At 36.5% G+C, this 17,616-nt stretch carries 10 protein-coding genes; 9 read left to right on the plus strand and 1 reads right to left on the minus strand.

From position 1 onward, the window contains the following. The first annotated feature begins 22 nt into the window (after nucleotides 1-22). The 6 genes from L2586_RS04405 (at nucleotide 23) to L2586_RS04430 (ending at nucleotide 12,083) form a co-directional block, all read left to right on the plus strand. On the plus strand, nucleotides 23-1,717 hold the full coding sequence (locus tag L2586_RS04405) for a T9SS type A sorting domain-containing protein (protein ID WP_235291576.1): 1,695 nt from the start codon (nucleotides 23-25) through the stop codon (nucleotides 1,715-1,717). 377 nt (nucleotides 1,718-2,094) lie between these two features. Beyond that, nucleotides 2,095-4,116: a glycosyl hydrolase 115 family protein gene (locus tag L2586_RS04410; protein ID WP_235291577.1), complete on the plus strand. Its 2,022-nt coding sequence runs from the start codon at nucleotides 2,095-2,097 to the stop codon at nucleotides 4,114-4,116. A gap of 24 nt (nucleotides 4,117-4,140) precedes the next feature. Continuing rightward, nucleotides 4,141-6,405, plus strand: coding sequence for a GH92 family glycosyl hydrolase (locus L2586_RS04415; RefSeq protein WP_235291578.1), 2,265 nt, complete (start codon nucleotides 4,141-4,143; stop codon nucleotides 6,403-6,405). A 577-nt stretch (nucleotides 6,406-6,982) separates the two neighbouring features. Further along, complete coding sequence (locus tag L2586_RS04420; RefSeq protein ID WP_235291579.1) at nucleotides 6,983-7,246, plus strand: hypothetical protein; 264 nt, start codon at nucleotides 6,983-6,985, stop codon at nucleotides 7,244-7,246. 58 nt (nucleotides 7,247-7,304) lie between these two features. Next, nucleotides 7,305-10,301 carry a TonB-dependent receptor gene (locus L2586_RS04425; protein WP_235291580.1) on the plus strand — a complete coding sequence of 999 codons (2,997 nt, stop codon included), beginning with the start codon at nucleotides 7,305-7,307 and terminating at the stop codon, nucleotides 10,299-10,301. 81 nt (nucleotides 10,302-10,382) lie between these two features. Further along, nucleotides 10,383-12,083 (plus strand): T9SS type A sorting domain-containing protein, encoded by a 1,701-nt coding sequence (locus L2586_RS04430; protein WP_235291581.1) that lies wholly within the window; start codon nucleotides 10,383-10,385, stop codon nucleotides 12,081-12,083. Nucleotides 12,084-12,188: 105 nt separating this feature from the next. Here L2586_RS04430 and L2586_RS04435 read toward each other — a convergent pair whose 3' ends face one another. Beyond that, nucleotides 12,189-12,902 (minus strand): FadR/GntR family transcriptional regulator, encoded by a 714-nt coding sequence (locus L2586_RS04435; RefSeq protein ID WP_235291582.1) that lies wholly within the window; start codon nucleotides 12,900-12,902, stop codon nucleotides 12,189-12,191. Nucleotides 12,903-13,133: 231 nt separating this feature from the next. On the opposite strand from L2586_RS04435, the gene L2586_RS04440 reads away from it, so the two are divergent. The 3 genes from L2586_RS04440 to L2586_RS04450 are packed head-to-tail and all read left to right on the plus strand — an operon-like array spanning nucleotide 13,134 to nucleotide 17,602. Continuing rightward, entirely contained in the window at nucleotides 13,134-14,531 is a 1,398-nt protein-coding gene (locus L2586_RS04440; protein WP_235291583.1) for a glycoside hydrolase family 28 protein, read from the plus strand. Further along, nucleotides 14,532-16,721 carry a sodium:solute symporter family protein gene (locus L2586_RS04445; protein ID WP_235291584.1) on the plus strand — a complete coding sequence of 730 codons (2,190 nt, stop codon included), beginning with the start codon at nucleotides 14,532-14,534 and terminating at the stop codon, nucleotides 16,719-16,721. Between the two features lie 8 nt (nucleotides 16,722-16,729). Then, on the plus strand, nucleotides 16,730-17,602 hold the full coding sequence (locus tag L2586_RS04450; protein WP_235291585.1) for an inositol oxygenase: 873 nt from the start codon (nucleotides 16,730-16,732) through the stop codon (nucleotides 17,600-17,602). The last annotated feature ends 14 nt before the right edge of the window (nucleotides 17,603-17,616 follow it).

Below are 17,616 nucleotides of genomic sequence, written 5' to 3' on the forward strand. Positions count from 1 at the left end.
TAACAATAAAAAACGAGTAATTATGAAGAAAACATTTACAGTATTATTAATGGTGCTTATACTCAGACTGTGCTCAGTCTTGAATGCACAAACAGCACTTGATCCAAATCAGTTTGTAAACACTCAGATAACAGCTGCAGGAGTTTACACGGCAGAAGCTGGTCAATCATATGCTTTTGACGGTCGAATTGACTTGCCTTTTGATGTGACAATCCAAGGTCCTGATAACGGATGGATAATGGATGTTACTAACCCACCAGTTTTTGTAAACACTCCAGCAGCGGATGCGTCAGCTAGAGATTTTTTCGAACTTAAAGAAGGTGGCTCACTTACACTCAAAAATGTTCTTTTTAGTGGTACACACAGTAATGATGAAATATCAGCCGTATTCGTAGCGAATACGGGTGGTAGTAAAATGATTGTAGATAACTGTGCATTTTCTGATTGGCAGGATTTTGCACTTAGAAACCAAAACAAAGGAGATAGCATAAGTGTCACTAACTCTGTATTTATCAATGGAGTACGATTACGTTATTCTCAGTGGGGAGGTTTCCCAATGCGAATGGACGTAGCATGTGATAATGTAATTTGGGAGAACAACACAGTTGTTAACTCTGGACGTTTATTAGCAAATAGTGGACCTTTCCAGAATGCTAATATTTCTCAGATGCATAATACTTATGTCAACCAAGGTGTAGCTGGTGAGGAACAACGTGCTAACGAGTTTATTACAGCAAATAACATATTTCACAATTTCCACTTTTTAGGACGTACGACAGATAATCATTCAAGTCCAGAAAACACCTATGGTGCATACTTTACAACTTGGAATTATTTTGCGGACTCGAAAGATCACTTAGACAGTATTTCATTGTATTTAGGTCAAAATTTATTTTATCGTGAGCCTTTATTGGTAGAATGGTTTGATGAATTTGGTGGAGATTCTCTTGCAACTAGCCTTCTATGGGAACACCCAGATGTGGATTCATTTATTGTAATGGATGACAATTATACCATTGGTACAAATTACTCAGAAATAGACCCAGGATTTACAGTTCCTCCCGGAAATACTCAAGCAATCGTTGACCATGTTAGCACATACCGTTTGAATCCAACTGGAGAATGGGTGGATTGGAGAGTTCCATCACCGGTATCATACGGTGGTGACGGACTTCCTGTTTTAAGTTGGCCTCCAGCTTTTGATTTGAGTTACTCTAATACTTATTTACAGACAGCTGGAACAGACGGCTTACCACTTGGTGACTTGAACTGGTATCCTGATAAAAAAGCAGAGTTTTTATCTAATAGAGATGGTATTATAGCATCTATTAGAGATTCAATGGTAAACGCTCAAGCAGTATACGATCCAGAAACAATGGATAATACTCCTATGATTACGGAAGCAACTTCTTCTGTTTTCAGTCAAAAGGTTCCAGACGATTTCTATCTTGCTGGCAACTATCCAAATCCATTTGATCAAAGTACAACCATCAAATTTGGTTTACATGACAGATCAGATGTTACACTAAGTGTATTCAATATTTTTGGTCAGAAAGTATATGAATCTAACGAAATGAGATTATCATCAGGTCCTAACGAAATTAATTTTGACGCTTCTAATCTAAGCAGTGGTATTTATTTATATAAAATCAGTGCTCAAGAAATTAACGGTCAAAGTTACATCCTTGCTAAGGAAATGATATTGACTAAACAATAAGATTAAGTTAAGTACTTTATAAGTTTACCCATAATAGAATATGGGTGAACTTGTAAGGTATATTTGATATAATGCTTTTAGTGACAATTCATTATACAATGTTTAAACATTTTTCTAAAGCATTGTCAAATTGAATTCAGATAGATCTTAATTGAGTCCTAGGTGTTCATAAAATACAAAGCATGTTTCCTCGGATCAGTAGATTTTATCAAAAAATAGGGACCAATCTTGTCACAATTTTCAGTGGTAATATGGACTCAAAATCAAAAAATTAAAAAGTTTCATATCGTAAATATTTATTCATATTTAGAGGCTCAAGCAAAACTTGAGCCTTTTTTATAGTCAACTTTAATACATCGATTTACCTTAACTTGAAAATGAAATTATTTTTCCATTATACTATTATTCTCTTTCTGCCTATTCTAGGGTTTATTTCTTGCAGCACTGCAAACAATATTCAAATTGTAACTTCTGAGCATGCAAGCAAAGCAGAGCTCATGACTGCCGAAGATCTAAAAGAAGATCTCCTAAAAGTTTATAGCTCCGAAGTTGAAATTGTAAAAGAATCTAACGCCAATCTAAAAGCAAAAAAAATCATTATCGGCACGTTCGACAATAATGAAACACTAAAGAATATATTAAAAGATTCAGGGCAAGAATTTTTCGCTGAAAATCCCGGATATCGAGGTGGTATTTGGCAAAAAGTAGATTCTGAAACCATCATTCTGGCCGGAAGCGATATTCAGGGTATGCAATATGCCATTTACGACTATTCTAAAATTGTCTTAAACATAGACCCTCTAATTTACTGGAGCGGTCATAGCGTTTCACAAATTGACGATTCGGCTATTTTCAACATAGACAATAAAATTATTGAGCCACCTACCGTCCCCCTTTTGGTTTACTTTGAAAATGATGTCGATGAGTTGATGAATCTAAAAGAACCATTACTCGAGTATGATTGGGAATCCTATACAGAAATGATCGACGCTTTGATTCGAATGAGATATAATGGTATCCAACTGTTTGATCTTTTAGGAAGGGCAGAATTTTATCTTCGAGAAGAGTATATGCAGATGGTACCCGACTATGACATTGACATAGATTATATAGAAGAAATGATAGATTATGCTCAGGATAAAGGAATGTATGTTCAGATCGACTTGTCTTTAGGCTATAAAATCAGATCATTAGAAAGTAAATATGCAGATTGCTGGAGCCAACACAAGGCTAAGTGGTTAGAAGTATGGAAGTATTATCTGGAGGAAACGCCCCTGGGCAAAGCAGATATATTCTCACTAAGACCAAGAAATCAGGTGTGGGACTGGGAATACAAGAGCACCTGCGGTGAAGATAAAATTGAAGTTTTCAATGAGGTCTATGAAGTACTCGATTCCTTAATAGAAAGCCATAATTCAGACGCCACGAAAGTACTGATTTGCTACGCTGATGGCATGACGATGTATAACGAAGGGTTCAGACCTCCAGATGACTGGATCGTAGCGTGGTCTGACCACGGATATGCAGATTTCGAAATATATCCCAATACTACAGATGGCTATCAGTTCGGGACATATATGCATGCGGGTTTTTGGAAAAACCACACCGTCGCTCATCCATATCCAAGAACTATAGACACGATCATGCATAAAATGTTCGACGAATATGATGCCACTGCTTATTGTCAAGTAAATGGTCAGCAGTTTAGACCATTTCTCTTAAACTTGGAGGCATTTAGCGAAGTCTGCAGAAATCCAGATGAATACACAGGCTCGAGCTTCTACAAGATGTGGGCACAGAGGTATTTCTCAGAGCATCTTCAACTTCAAGTTATTGAACTGATGGATGAATGGGATGAAGCTTCATTCGGACATGCAGGATACGTCCAAAATTTATGGGAAATAAAAGAAGTGATTGCTTATCTAGCAGAACTTCCTATTCAATCACCAGGAAAATCCGCTAAGCCATTTACAGCGGAACGTGTTCATGGCGATATCGAAAACGCCCGTATTCGAAATCAAATGATCCAGTCGTGTTTTCAAAAAAGCACTTCATTGATTCCTGAAACAAACCCAGCTTCAGCATATTATTATGATCAAATCCACTTCCCCCTGGAATCATATGCTGATTTATTGAGTTTTGAAGTAGTGCTTCATCAAATTTTTGATACGAAATTAAAATATGAAAAAGCATCGAATGAAAATCTAAAGACCCAAGCTAAAATGCTCCTTAGAAAAGCAAAAGTTCATCTAGAAGATATCATCGAAAAAACAATGAAGCCAGCAAAAGATCCAAAATGGAACGGCTGGTATGATATTAGCAAAAGGAGACCTAATAATGGTTTCCCAACAATGGAAATGTTAAATGAAATAGATCAAGCCATTGAAGAAAAGTGGTAATGCTAAAATAATAATAGAAGATAAATGAAACCTTACATTTTATGCTTGCTAGCGGTATTAAGCTGCTTAGCTTGCACTAGTCAAAACGTTGATAAAGCTGTTGAATCTGAAACAGATCCCGTAGAGCAAGTCTACCCCTTATTAGACGCTGCTAATTCCCGTTGGTTTTTCTTTGCGTCTGCATGTCGTCCATTCGGAATGGTTACTCTAAACCCTGATACTCAAAATGAAGGAGCATGGGGGAGTGGTTACAAGTACAATACCGATACAATCAAAGGTTTTAGTCATATTCATGGCTGGCAAATTTCTGGCGTTTCGGTGTTACCAGTAAGCTATGCTTCGTATGATGAAGGAATTCTGGATGACTATTTTTCTAGCTTTAGTCATGACAAAGAAGATGCGCAGGTTGGATACCATAAGGTAGAATTAGATCGATATAATATCAAAGCTGAATTAACAAGTTCTACACGAGTAGGCTTTCACCGATATACTTTCGGAAATCAAAATGAAAAAGGAATAGTATTCAAACTTAGTGGTGCGCTCGGACCTTCGGATATTAAAGATGGTTCGCTTACGTTAATCGATGAATATACATTACATGGCCAGATGACCAATGAACCTACTCGAAGAAGACCGAAAGACTTTGTCGTTTACTTCAATGTAAAATTTGACCAACCGATAAAAAGTATCGAAAAAGGAAGTAGCGACAACCAAATCGTCACTTTTGAAAAAGATGTAGACCAATTACAAATGAAAGTTGCCATTTCATACACTTCTAATGAAAATGCGGCATTGAATCTCGAGACTGAAATTCCAGATTGGGATTTCGACCAAATAGTAGCAGATTCAAAATCTGAGTGGAATCAGATGCTAGGAAGAATCAAAATAACAGATGAAGATGAAACACAGAAGCGAAGATTCTACACCGACTTATGGCATGGCCTTCAAGGCCGAAGAATCATTAGCGATGTTAACGGAGCTTATCCTGATTATACGGGAGAGGAACCTAGAATAGGCAAGCTACCTTTAGATGAAAACGGCAAACCAAAATTCAACCACTATAATTCAGATTCATTCTGGGGTGCTCAGTGGACCATTAACACCCTATGGGGACTTCTTTATCCAGATATCTATAATGAATTTGTTAATTCACTATTAGTATATTATAAAGATGGAGGAATTATTCCTAGAGGACCATCAGGCGGGAACTATACCTATGTGATGACTGGTTCTTCAGCAACGCCCTTTCTAGTCAGTGCATACCAAAAAGGAATTCGGGACTACGATGTAGAAACACTTTATGAAGGCCTAAAGAAAAATCATCTTTCGAAAGGCATTATGTCAAAAGCTGGTTATGAACATAAAACTTCTCTGGGAGGTGGTCTGGATCACTATATCGAAAATGGATATGTCCCCTACCCTATCCCTGAAGGAAATTTCGGTTATCATCAAGATGGAGCTAGCTTGACATTAGAATACGCTTACCAAGACTGGACATTAGCACAGCTAGCAAAAGCATTGGGCAAAACGGAAGATTACAATATTTTCTCTGAAAGAGCACAAAATTATGCGAATGTCTACGATGCTGAGTCAGGATGGATGCGCCCTAAAAGCATAGATGGTGTCTGGAAAGAACCATTCGATCCCTATCAATATGAAAATGGTTTCAACGAATCAAATGGTGCTCAGTCTACTTGGTTCGTAGGTCATGATATTCCAGGATTAGCTAAGCTTATGGGTGGAAATGAAGTCGCTGTCAAAAAATTAAATGCACAATTCGAAGAAGCCGCTAAATTAGATTTCACACCAGGAAATTCACATGAAAGAGGAGAAGATCCTACTAGAGCTAGAATTCCAATCAACTATGGAAACCAACCATCCATACAGACTGCTTTTATTTTCAATCAACTAGGCCGTCCAGACTTAACTCAATTATGGACAAGTAAAATTACCAAACAAACTTTCGGTGGCCTCTCTCCTGAAACAGGCTATAGTGGCGATGAAGATCAAGGACTCATGGGGTCACTTGCTGTTATCATCAAGCTTGGAATTTTTCAAATGAACGGTGGAACAGAAGCTAATCCTATTTATGAATTTGGAAGTCCATTATTTTCAAATGTAGAAATGGCTTTGCAAAATGGGAAAACGCTGACCTTCGAAAAAAAGGGAAATGGAATCTACATAGATCATGTCAGTTTCAATGGCAAGAAGCTGGATAATTTACACATTTCTCATGATGAATTAAATCAGGGTGGAGTACTTATTTTCAATATGAAAGAAACTCCTTAGTACTTATTAGGATATCGCTTTACTATATTTGTTAATCACTAAACTAGCTTTGGTAGAACTTTGATATCGCATCTATTATTTTACTAATTTCCAATTTCGCCATAAAATCAGGTAGTTATTTTAGAATATTTACATTGACAATATCAAGTAGTAAGTAAAGAATGGCAAATGCAAATTTCCAGATTAAGAAGAGTTATAATTCAAGTCTTCATACTTTTAAAATTTCCAATAAATAATCTATTTCAAATTCTAGGAACACCTATGCATATTCATGCTAAATCTCACATTTATGCTCTAAATAAATTGTTTTAAATCTACACACCAATTAGAAATTATATTCCCGAATTTACGCCCATTTTAAAATTTAAGTACGCAAAAACCCCATTCCCACATACTTAATTAAAGAAATTCCATATTTCTGAATGATATGTCCATATCACGCCTTGCTTAATATCCTAAATTGTTTTCTGAAATAAGAGGTAAGTAAATGATGGAAAAATATTGGCTACTACTGATCAATTTTGTCGCTGGTTTCAGAGGCATTTCTCATGTCCGGACGCTCTCAAAAGACGCCTTAATGGAATCGCAATTTGATCTACTGTGTGAGGCAACTTTCGAAAATGAAGGTATAGAAAGCAGCTACATGCTGAAAAGGAGTAATTCTATTAACGGTGTTCTTATTGCACCATCTTTCCGATTAACTGAACAAGCAAGAATCGCATTATCGAAAAACAAGAACGTGGATGGCTTAACGAGAGAGCTTTCCACAATTGCAACCAAGATTTTAGGAAATCATTTCAACAAAGTAAGTAAGGAATTTGGAAATCTTAGACTTAGCTAGTCTAAGATCAAATAAAATAACAGCAGACAATTAACACTATATAGTAATCACTCTAAGTATGGAAAAAAACATTTATCACTTTAATAATAAGATATCAAAATCATATATTTCTATATGTTGCTTTGTATTAATAGCATTCTTTATAGGAACTCAACCTATCTATGCACAAGGATCTGGTAATATTACTGGAAAAGTTATAGATAAATCTTCAGGTGACGAGCTTCCTTTTGCGAATGTTTACTTGGAAGGAACCAGTTTCGGCTCAGCAACAGATGAAGAAGGGAAATACATACTTCACCAAATTCCAGCTGGAAATTATAATCTCATCACAGCATATATCGGTTATAAGGAGCAATCTATTCCTGTTATTGTTGTTGCAGGTAGTGATATAGAGCTGGATATTAAATTAGATTATGCTGGAGTGGAGGGTGATGTGATTACCGTTACTGCTCAAGCCTCAGGTCAAATGGGAGCAATCAATCAACAACTCAATTCGAATACCATTACAAATGTGGTTTCAGCAGATAGAATTAAAGATGTCCCAGATGGAAATGCCGCCGAATCCGTATCTAGATTACCAGGAATGTCTCTAGTTAGAAGCGGTGGAGAAGGACAGAAAGTTGCAGTCCGTGGTATATCCCCTAAATATAATGTGATGCAGGTTAATGGTGTTAGAATGCAATCTACAGATCGTAATGATAGAAGTGTGGATTTGAATATGATAGCGCCTAACATCCTTAGCGGTATAGAAGTAACTAAAGCATTAACAGCGGATATGGATGCCGATGCAGTGGGAGGAACGGTTAACTTAAAAATAGGAAAAGCTTCTGAAGGATTAAGAGGAAATTTTTCTTTACAAGGAGGATATTCTTCTTTATCTAACACCTATGAAAACTATAGAGCAACAGGCTTTCTTAGCAATCGGTTTTTCAATAATAAGTTTGGTGTTCAAGTTTCGGGTTTTGCAGATCATTTTAATAGAAGTTCTGATGTATTGAGTGCAGGATATGCTATAAATGAAATTTCTGTTACAGAAAACGGAAATATTCCGCTTGACTTGAATAGCGTGAATATTAATGATAGAGATACAGAGCGAGAGCGATTAGGTGGTTCTTTGGTTTTTGACTACCAATTCAAGAATGGCTCACTCATTATGAATAATTTCATTAGTAAGCTTGCAGGGCAAAACGTATCGCAGTCGAATAATTTACGAATATCAGGGTTTGAATGGACAGCGGGTGCAAGTTCAAGTGAGTCTAGCAATACTGTAGTAAGTAATGCACTACAGGGTGAGTTCGATTTTCCTTTTTTTAGCATGGACTTCTCCTTTTCTAATTCGATTTCAGGGCAACTATCTGAAAACACTAGTATGAATATCGGTATTGCGCAGAGTGCATCAGGATTCACAACACCATCTTTAACAGATCCAAGTCAAGTAACACCTGCTGAGTTATTAGCTGCTGCTGTAGTTGTCAATGGAGAAAATGATAAAAGAGCGACAAGATTTCAAACCTTAAATAGAGATGTCACCGAACAAGCTCAAGAGGCAGCCTTAAACTTCAATGTTCCCTTTAGCCTTTCTAAAAATATTTCAGGTAAGGTAAAACTTGGCGGTAAGTATGTTCGCAACTTTAGAGATAATGATGAAACACAGCGGCAAACAGACCCAGACAGAGATGTTCAGGGAGAAGCATTTATCATTCTGGTGCAGGATTCCTTATGGCCAGAACTAGGTATAGAAAACATAGATAGAGGTCTTGGTATTAGAGCTTTCTTATTTGAAGAACCATCTTATGAAATAGGTGACTTCCTTTCTGGTGATTCTGGAATTGATAATTTCTTTTACAGAGCGGACATCTCTAAAATGATAAGATATACAGAAGTAGCAAAACAAGCAGATTACTATGTACTTGATATAAAAGAATCTACTCAGTATGATTATGATTACGGAAGAAATCTATTTGCATTTTATGCTTCCGCTGAGGTAAATTTCGGCAAGTATGTAACGCTCTTCCCAGGAATAAGATATGAAAATTTTAATTTCAATTATAATGCTTTCGATACTGAAAAATTCGGTCCATTACTGGAAAACTTTTCATCAGAAGCAATACGTGATGATAATATTAAAGGCACAAACTGGTTTCCGCAATTACAACTTCGTGTAAAACCCAATGACTGGTTTGATATACGATTTGCCAAGACTAAAAGCATAATATATCCAGATTACCGATCTATATCACCTTACAGGTTCTATGATTCGAACGGTTCTCCTACCATGAGTTTGGGAAATCCTAGCTTGCAACCAGCATTATCAGACAACTATGATATATATGCTTCGATCTTTCAGAACAAACTTGGCTTGATTACTATTGGTGCTTTTTACAAAGAGATAGATAATCTAATTGTTTCTACAAGTTTTAGAACAAAAGATGCAGGAACAATTGATAATAGGTTCGAACTATCTCCAACACAACAAACGGTTATTAATACTTGGTTGAATTTAGATGCTACCTCGACTGTAAGAGGAATAGAATTGGACTGGCAACATAATACATGGTATCTTCCTTCATTTCTTAAGGGTATTGTCTTAAACGTTAATTACACGAAGATTCAATCCCAGACAGCCTATCCATTACAAACATCAAGAAGAGATGGAACTGGACCATTCGCACCAATAATATTTATCGACACCATTAGAACTGGTAGAATGCCAGATCAGCCAAACGACATTTTCAATTTTACAATAGGTTACGATATCGGTGGTTTTTCAACCCGATTATCATATGTATACACAGACAATGTTTTGGACGGTGTTAATAGAACTTATGATGAATTAGATTCTTATACTGCTGCTTATAAAAGATGGGACTTTACAGCATATCAAAAACTACCATGGTTAGAAGGAAGACTTCAGGTATATCTGAATGTTAACAACTTAACCAACACACCAGATCGATCATTCACAAGCGTATTAGAGAAGCTTTCCTCTTTAGAATATTATGGGAGAACTGTGGACCTAGGTGTGCGCTATTCATTTCACAAATTACCGGAATAAATAAAATAAACACTGGAAGTAAGCTGAATTCTTAATTCCATCAAACATTGAAATAAATTAAAACAACAAAAAATAGAGATTATGAAAAAAACATTTACTTTTTTATTAATGGTGCTTATTCTAGGGCTATGCACCGCTTTAAAAGCTCAGACAGCACTTGATCCAAATCAATTTGTAAACACTCAAATTACTGCTGATGGTGTTTATACTATGGAAGCTGGCGGATTTTATGCATTTGACGGCCGTTTAGATTTAGTACATGATGTTACGATCCAAGGTCCAAGTGAAGACTGGATTAGAGACCAGGCTAACCCACCTGTCATATTACAAACTCCAGGAGCTGACGGTTCACAAAGACAATTCATGCAAATTAATGAAGGTGGAAAATTGACACTTGAGAATGTTATTTTAAGTGGAACACATAGTAATGATGAAGTTTGTAGAGTTATGATAAACAATACTGGTGGCAGCGGATTTGTTGTAGATAACTGCGTGATTACAGACTGGACAGATTTTGCACTTAGAAATCAGAACTCTGAAGCAGAAAGTATCTCCGTAACGAATACTGTTTTCATAAATGGTGTAAGGGTAAGTTATTCTCAGTGGGGTGGTTTCCCGATACGTATGGATAGTGCACCTGATGAAGTAATCTGGGAGAACAATACCATAGTGAACTGTGGACGTTTACTTGCAAATGCTGGTCCTTTCGAAGAAGCGACTATTCATCAGACGCATAACACCGTGGTTAATCAAATCGTAGCTGGTGAAGAGCATCGTGGAAATGAAATCATTCAAGCAAATAACATTTTCTACAATTACCACTTTATTGGATATGCAACTGAAAATCATTCCGCACCTAGTGATAACTATGCAACATATTGGACTGGATTAAACGTATTTTCTCCATTAGCAAATGCTTTAGATCATATATCATTGTATGTAGGACAGAATCTATTTTATCGTCCACAGGAAGTTGTAGACTGGTTCGAAACAAAATCTGGTGATTCTATAGCATTGAGTAAATTATGGGAATTTGCAGAAGTAGATTCTTTCATATTGGCGGATGACAACTATAGAATTGGTGCAAATTACGCAGATATTGATCCTGGATTCGCTTCTGTTCCAGATAATATCGGAACAATTGTAGAAAACATTAACCTTCACTATAATAGAACACCAGATGATAATTGGATCGATTGGAGAATTCCATCACCGGTTACCTTCGATGCTAATAGTGCTCCTTCACTTAGTAACTGGCCGCCAGCATTTGATTTGAGTTACTCTAATTCAGGTTTGCAAACAGCAGGAACAGACGGACTACCTCTTGGAGATTTAAACTGGTTCCCTGAGAAAAAAGCAGAATATTTAGCTAACAGAGATGCTTTTATAGCAGACATCAGAGACTCAATGCTTAATGCTCAACTTTTCTACGATCCAGAAACGATGGATAATACTCCATTGATTACTGAATTGTCAAGTTCTGTTAAAGAATTAAGAGATCCAAGTCAATTAAATTCTGCTGGAAACTTTCCAAATCCATTTACTGATATTACAACAATCAAATTCGGAATTAAACAACAATCTGATGTAACACTAAGTGTTTATGACCTTGTTGGAAAGAAAATTTATGAGTCTAGTCAAGATGGATTAGCTCCAGGTTCTTATGTCTTTAATTTTAACGGCGCTAACCTAAGCAGTGGTACTTATTTTTATAAGATCAATGCAGTTGGTAAGAACGGTCAAAATTATGTGGCTTCTAAGAAAATGATTTTATCTAAATAAATAATGGTTATAAGATTTGCTCGTAATGTACATAACGGGCAAATTTTATTTTATTGATATACCCAGCTGAAAATGTAAATGTATATTTTCTAATGAAAGAGTTGCTTATTTAAACCTAGCATAATGAGGTGTTAAATGCTCCCTCATTTTGTTTCTAAATTCTTCAGCAGTACCATGTTCTATTGCATCGATTAGGTCGAAATGATTGATTTTTCCTCTCGGTGGCTCTTCTTCTAATTTTGCTTCAACAACCATCATGTAATTAAAAATAGGAAGCAGCATTTTCTGGAATCTTGTTAATGTAGAATTTCCTGTCATAGAATACAGCTTACCATGAAATTCTATTTCATACTTAGACCTAACTTTTTGAGACGTTTTACACTTTGGATCTTTCGCTTCACGCTCTGCAATATTTCTTAATCTTAAAATATCTTTTTCCGTTTTTCTTATGAATAAAAGGTCTGACATTCCCACTTCTAGAACGAGACGCAATTCGAATACATCTTGCATGGTTTCCTCACTTAATAGTGCTGGGTCCATCAGTCTAGTCATGCTACTAAGAATATCCGGCTCAGTAATGATCATGCCTTTTCTTTTTTTAGATTCGACCATTCCCAACATTTTCAGTCGACTTAGACCTTCTCTAACCACATTTCTACTTACTCCTAATGCTTCGGCTAATTCCATCTCTTTAGGCAAGGAGTCACCCGCATTAAAATTATTAGATTTCAGATACTCCATTAACTTTTTTTCAACAAGGTCTGCAAGTGAAGCATTCTTAATTGGAACTATATTTATATCAAGATCATTATTTTCCATAAATTCATTTTATACGTTTCTCTTTCATTCAAAAATCAGAGATCGAAACTCCTACTAATCTATTTGAAATTTAAAAATAGTAGTAATATTCAAATTACTATAGACGGCAATACTGCATTTCTAATTTTTCCAATGTATTGCTATTTTTTAACATCAAAAAATGCCTCCAATAGCCTGATTTTAAAGATATAAATAATATATTGCAATATGTAGTAATGTAGGACATAACATATGAATGAATACAACATACTAAATTTTGGTGCAATAGGCAATGGGATTAATGATGATTCTGAATCAATTCAGAAAACCATTAAAACTTGTTCGGAAAACGGAGGAGGCAGAGTGCTTATTCCAGGGGGATTCACTTTTCTTAGCGGCCCCTTTGACCTAGCGTCCAATATTGAATTTCATGTTCAAACCGGAGCAATTCTACAAGCGATTGCTGATGAAAGCGTATACCACAAAAGTGCGTTCAAGGAAAATAAAGGTGAAGGTAGCATCTGGATCGGAGGCGAAGACCTGAACAATGTTGTTATAACAGGAGGTGGAATCATCGATGGAAATGGAATGGCCTTTATGGGTCGTGAAAGTCATGGTGCATATGAACTGAAACCATTTGACATTATCGATCCTAGGCCTCATATCTTAACCCTTGTCGGAGGTCATAATATAAAAGTTCACAACATCACTTTTAAAGATGCTGCTTACTGGGGGCTCCATTTTGTTGGGTGCAAAGATGTCTTGATCAGTAACATTTCTATCTATAATAATTTAAAAATCCGTAATGGTGACGGCATTGACCTTGATCATTGTCAAAATGTAAATATCAGTAATTGTCATATAGAATCTGGCGATGATTGCATTTGCTTTAAAAATAGACGTGAATATTCTGAATATGGCCCATGCACTGACATCACTGTTAATGGATGCACACTTGTTTCCACATCTTGTGCGATAAAATTTGGCTCTGAAAATGTAGACGCCATCGAAAATGTCATCATTAGCAATTGCATCATTAAAAATAGCAATAGAGGAATAGGCATACAAAATAGAGATGAAGGCACAATTTCGAATATTCTCATTTCGAATATTATAATGAATTGCCGACTTTTTTCTGATGTTTGGTGGGGAAAAGCGGAGCCCGTTTACATTACTGCTTTCCCTAGAGCCACTACCAATGATAAGGATAGCGGAATCAGATTGCCGAATGGCGCCTCTAAAGGATTCGTTGGTGAAGTTAAAGACATTACCATTACTAATATAAAATGTAGTAGCGAAAATGGTATATTCGTAGGAGCCGAAGAACAAAATAAAATTAGAAACATTAAATTTAACAACATCGATCTTAAGATAAATAAAACCACTGCATATCGTGGCGGCATCTATGATTGCCGTCCGTGTGAAGGTCCGCCTTTAGTGGAAGAAGGGACATCTGGTTTCTATCTGATGAATGTGAAAGATGTTTCTATTCACAATTCGGAAGTGAAATGGGGCAAAACTCGGCCATCATATTTTAAGGAAGGTATCACAAAAGTTAATTGTAAGAGCATTCTGGTAAGCAACTCAATATTCCCGAATGAAGAGCATCTTACAAATCTCACCATTCCAAAAATAAAAAAAATCAAGTAAATGATTCTGGGGCTTTCATATGTGGATTTAGGTATAATGCTTATATACTTCGGGATCATTATCTACATAGGCATAAGAGCAAGTTTCAATATTAAATCTCAAGAAGATTATTTACTAGGAGGAAGAAAGTTCGGAAAACTGACGAGCACATTCGCTTCATTTGGTCAAGCTACATCCGCTGATGGACCCGCAGGAGTTGCGACTACAACTTTTAATAATGGTGCCTCAGGAATATGGAGTTCCTTATTGATGCTTTTCGTTACGCCATTGTTCTGGATTACAGCACCTTGGTTACGACGACTAAGAATGCTAACCATGGGAGACTTCTATCTCGAAAGATATGGATCTAAAAAAATGGCTGCAACTTATGCCATCATCGCTTCCATAGGAATGATGGGGCTTCTCTCTGTTGGATACATGGCAGTATCGAAAACTGCCCAAGCCATGACGCCTAAAAGTATAGAAAGTTTATCTCAAGATGAAGTTTCAGAAAGAGAACGAGCCTTAGAGCTGAAAGTCTTGGAAAGCAAAGATTTATTAAGCTTGTCACAAACAGAAAAAGCACAATTAGATAGGCTAAGGATAGAAAAACCAAGGTCCCTTTTCTCCCATTTAAATTCAGGCTATTTAATATGGGGGATTTGCTTATTAGTGATCCTATACACCGTGTTAGGAGGACTAGAAGCAGCTATATATACCGATCTGCTTCAAGGTGTTTTCATCGTTTTTCTTTCGATCATTTTACTGCCTTTTGCTTGGTCTTCTATTAACGACCGTTATGGAGGAGAAGGCGTACTAAATGCCCTTGAAAATCTACATCAAAATTTGCCTGAACACTTTTTTGAAATATTCGGGTCGCCCCAAACCATAGATTTTACTTGGTATTTTATTTTGACAGCTGCCTTAGTATCGGGGATAACAGTTGTTACGCAACCGAATCAATTGGTAACTGCTGGAGCAGCAAAAGATGAGATGTCAGCCAGAGTAGGATTTGTGACAGGGACCTTTATGAAAAGAGTCATTACAGTATTATGGGGAATGTTAGGTTTAGCTGCCATACTATTATACAGTGGTGAAATCACCAATTCTGACTTGGTGTGGGGGCATGCTACAAGAGAATTACTTGGTTCTTTGAACATCGGCTTAGTTGGATTAATGCTAGCCAGCATGATGGCTGCATTGATGTCTACAGCTGATTGTTTAATGCTCACCGTTTCAGGATTAATAGTAAGTAACTTATATAAACCATTCTTCCCGAATGCTTCAGAGTCAAGACTTATTTTCGTCGGCCGAATCGCTGGAGCTTCATTCCTAATCGGAGGGGCGATAATAACTACTCAATTTGATGACATTCTCCAGATCTTAAAATTCATCTGGGAATTCTTTGTAATTTTTGCTGCTGCATTTTGGCTGGGGCTAAAGTGGAGAAAAGCAAATGCGACAGGAGCATGGTTAAGTATCGGAGCATCATTTGCAATCTTTTATTTAATCCCGATTTTACTACCATTACTTTTTCCTCAATTGAAAACTTCACCAACTTTGCTTAAGCAAACAGCACCTCCGCCAATAGAGCGCCAATATGCTGTGAAAAGTATGGATATCGACCTGAGAAACAAAGAAATTAAAGAATGGGAAGCTAACAGTGTTGTTATTGCTAGTACTCCGAGGCCAACAGAACTTGTACTTGGTGAACCTTACACTAAATCATTTCAACTACCTAAAAAGTCTATTTTTTGGTCAAAAAAAGTTAAAACAAATGATAGTGGAGTCCTAGAAGGCTCTGGTTATATATATTTAGAATTGGTTTTGATCAATGCCTTAGGTTTTGATCTGAGTAAAAATCCTTTCGCATTAAATGAATCCATTCGAATGCTAATTCGATTGATTTTTCCGTTTATCTTATTGATCTTAGGATCATTATTATGGAAGCGGGACGAAGATCAATTATTGATCGATTTTTATTCGAAAATGAGAACCCCAGTAAGTGAAGAAAGTAAATCCCGTGATAGAGAGATCGTACAAGAAGCAAGGGAAAATTTCACTTCGACTGAAAGCATACTAGTGTTTCCCAAATCAGATTGGGAGTTTTATAAATGGAAAAAATTAGACTGGACTGGCTTTATCTTAGCATGGGTAATGGTCGTTCTGGTGCTTATGATGTTATATTTTGCAGTAACTGTTGGAAATTAAAAAAAAAAATGAAAAAAGAATTAACAAAAGAACAGAAAAAGGAAGCATATGATGTTATGGAAATGTGGGAAGATGATGTTTTACAAAGGTATCCTGAAAATCAGGAAAAAGCCAAAGAAGAATTTCGGAACTACGATGCACCCGGAATAGATACCGTTAAACAATTCTACAAAACCAATCACGAGTTTCAAACTTACGACTTCGTTCTTGGGAAAGAGAAGCAATATCTTTCATTGAATATGAGAGAAATGAAGCTTTGGGATGCTGTAGAATTTCTGAACACTTTAGTCGATGATAGCGATCCAGATACAGACCTGGACCAAACGCAACATTTGCTTCAAACTTCTGAGGCGATTCGTGCAGATGGTCATCCAGATTGGTTCGTACTAACAGGATTTCTTCATGATTTAGGAAAAGTGCTATGTCTTTTCGGTGAACCACAATGGGCTGTAGTAGGAGATACTTTCCCTGTAGGTTGTAAGTTCTCGGACAAGATTGTCTATCCAGAGTTTTTCAGCTTGAATCCAGATAGCACAAATAAAGATTACAACACCAAATACGGTGTCTATGAAGAACATTGTGGACTAGACAACGTTCATATGTCTTGGGGTCATGATGAGTACATCTATCACATTATGAAAGATTACCTACCTGAAGAAGGTCTAGCGATGCTTAGATATCACAGCTTCTACTCTCAGCACAGAGAGAATGCGTATGATCACTTGATGGTGAAACATGACCATGAAATGTTCAAGTGGGTAGATACCTTTAATAAATATGATCTGTATTCTAAAGCTGCAGTACCGCCGAATGTAAAAGAATTAAGACCTTATTACGAAGACTTAGCTGCTAAGTTTCTTCCAGATACATTAAAGTTCTAGGATCACATCTGATC

This window comes from Portibacter lacus (assembly GCF_021533215.1).
GTDB classification, from domain to species: domain Bacteria; phylum Bacteroidota; class Bacteroidia; order Chitinophagales; family Saprospiraceae; genus Portibacter; species Portibacter lacus.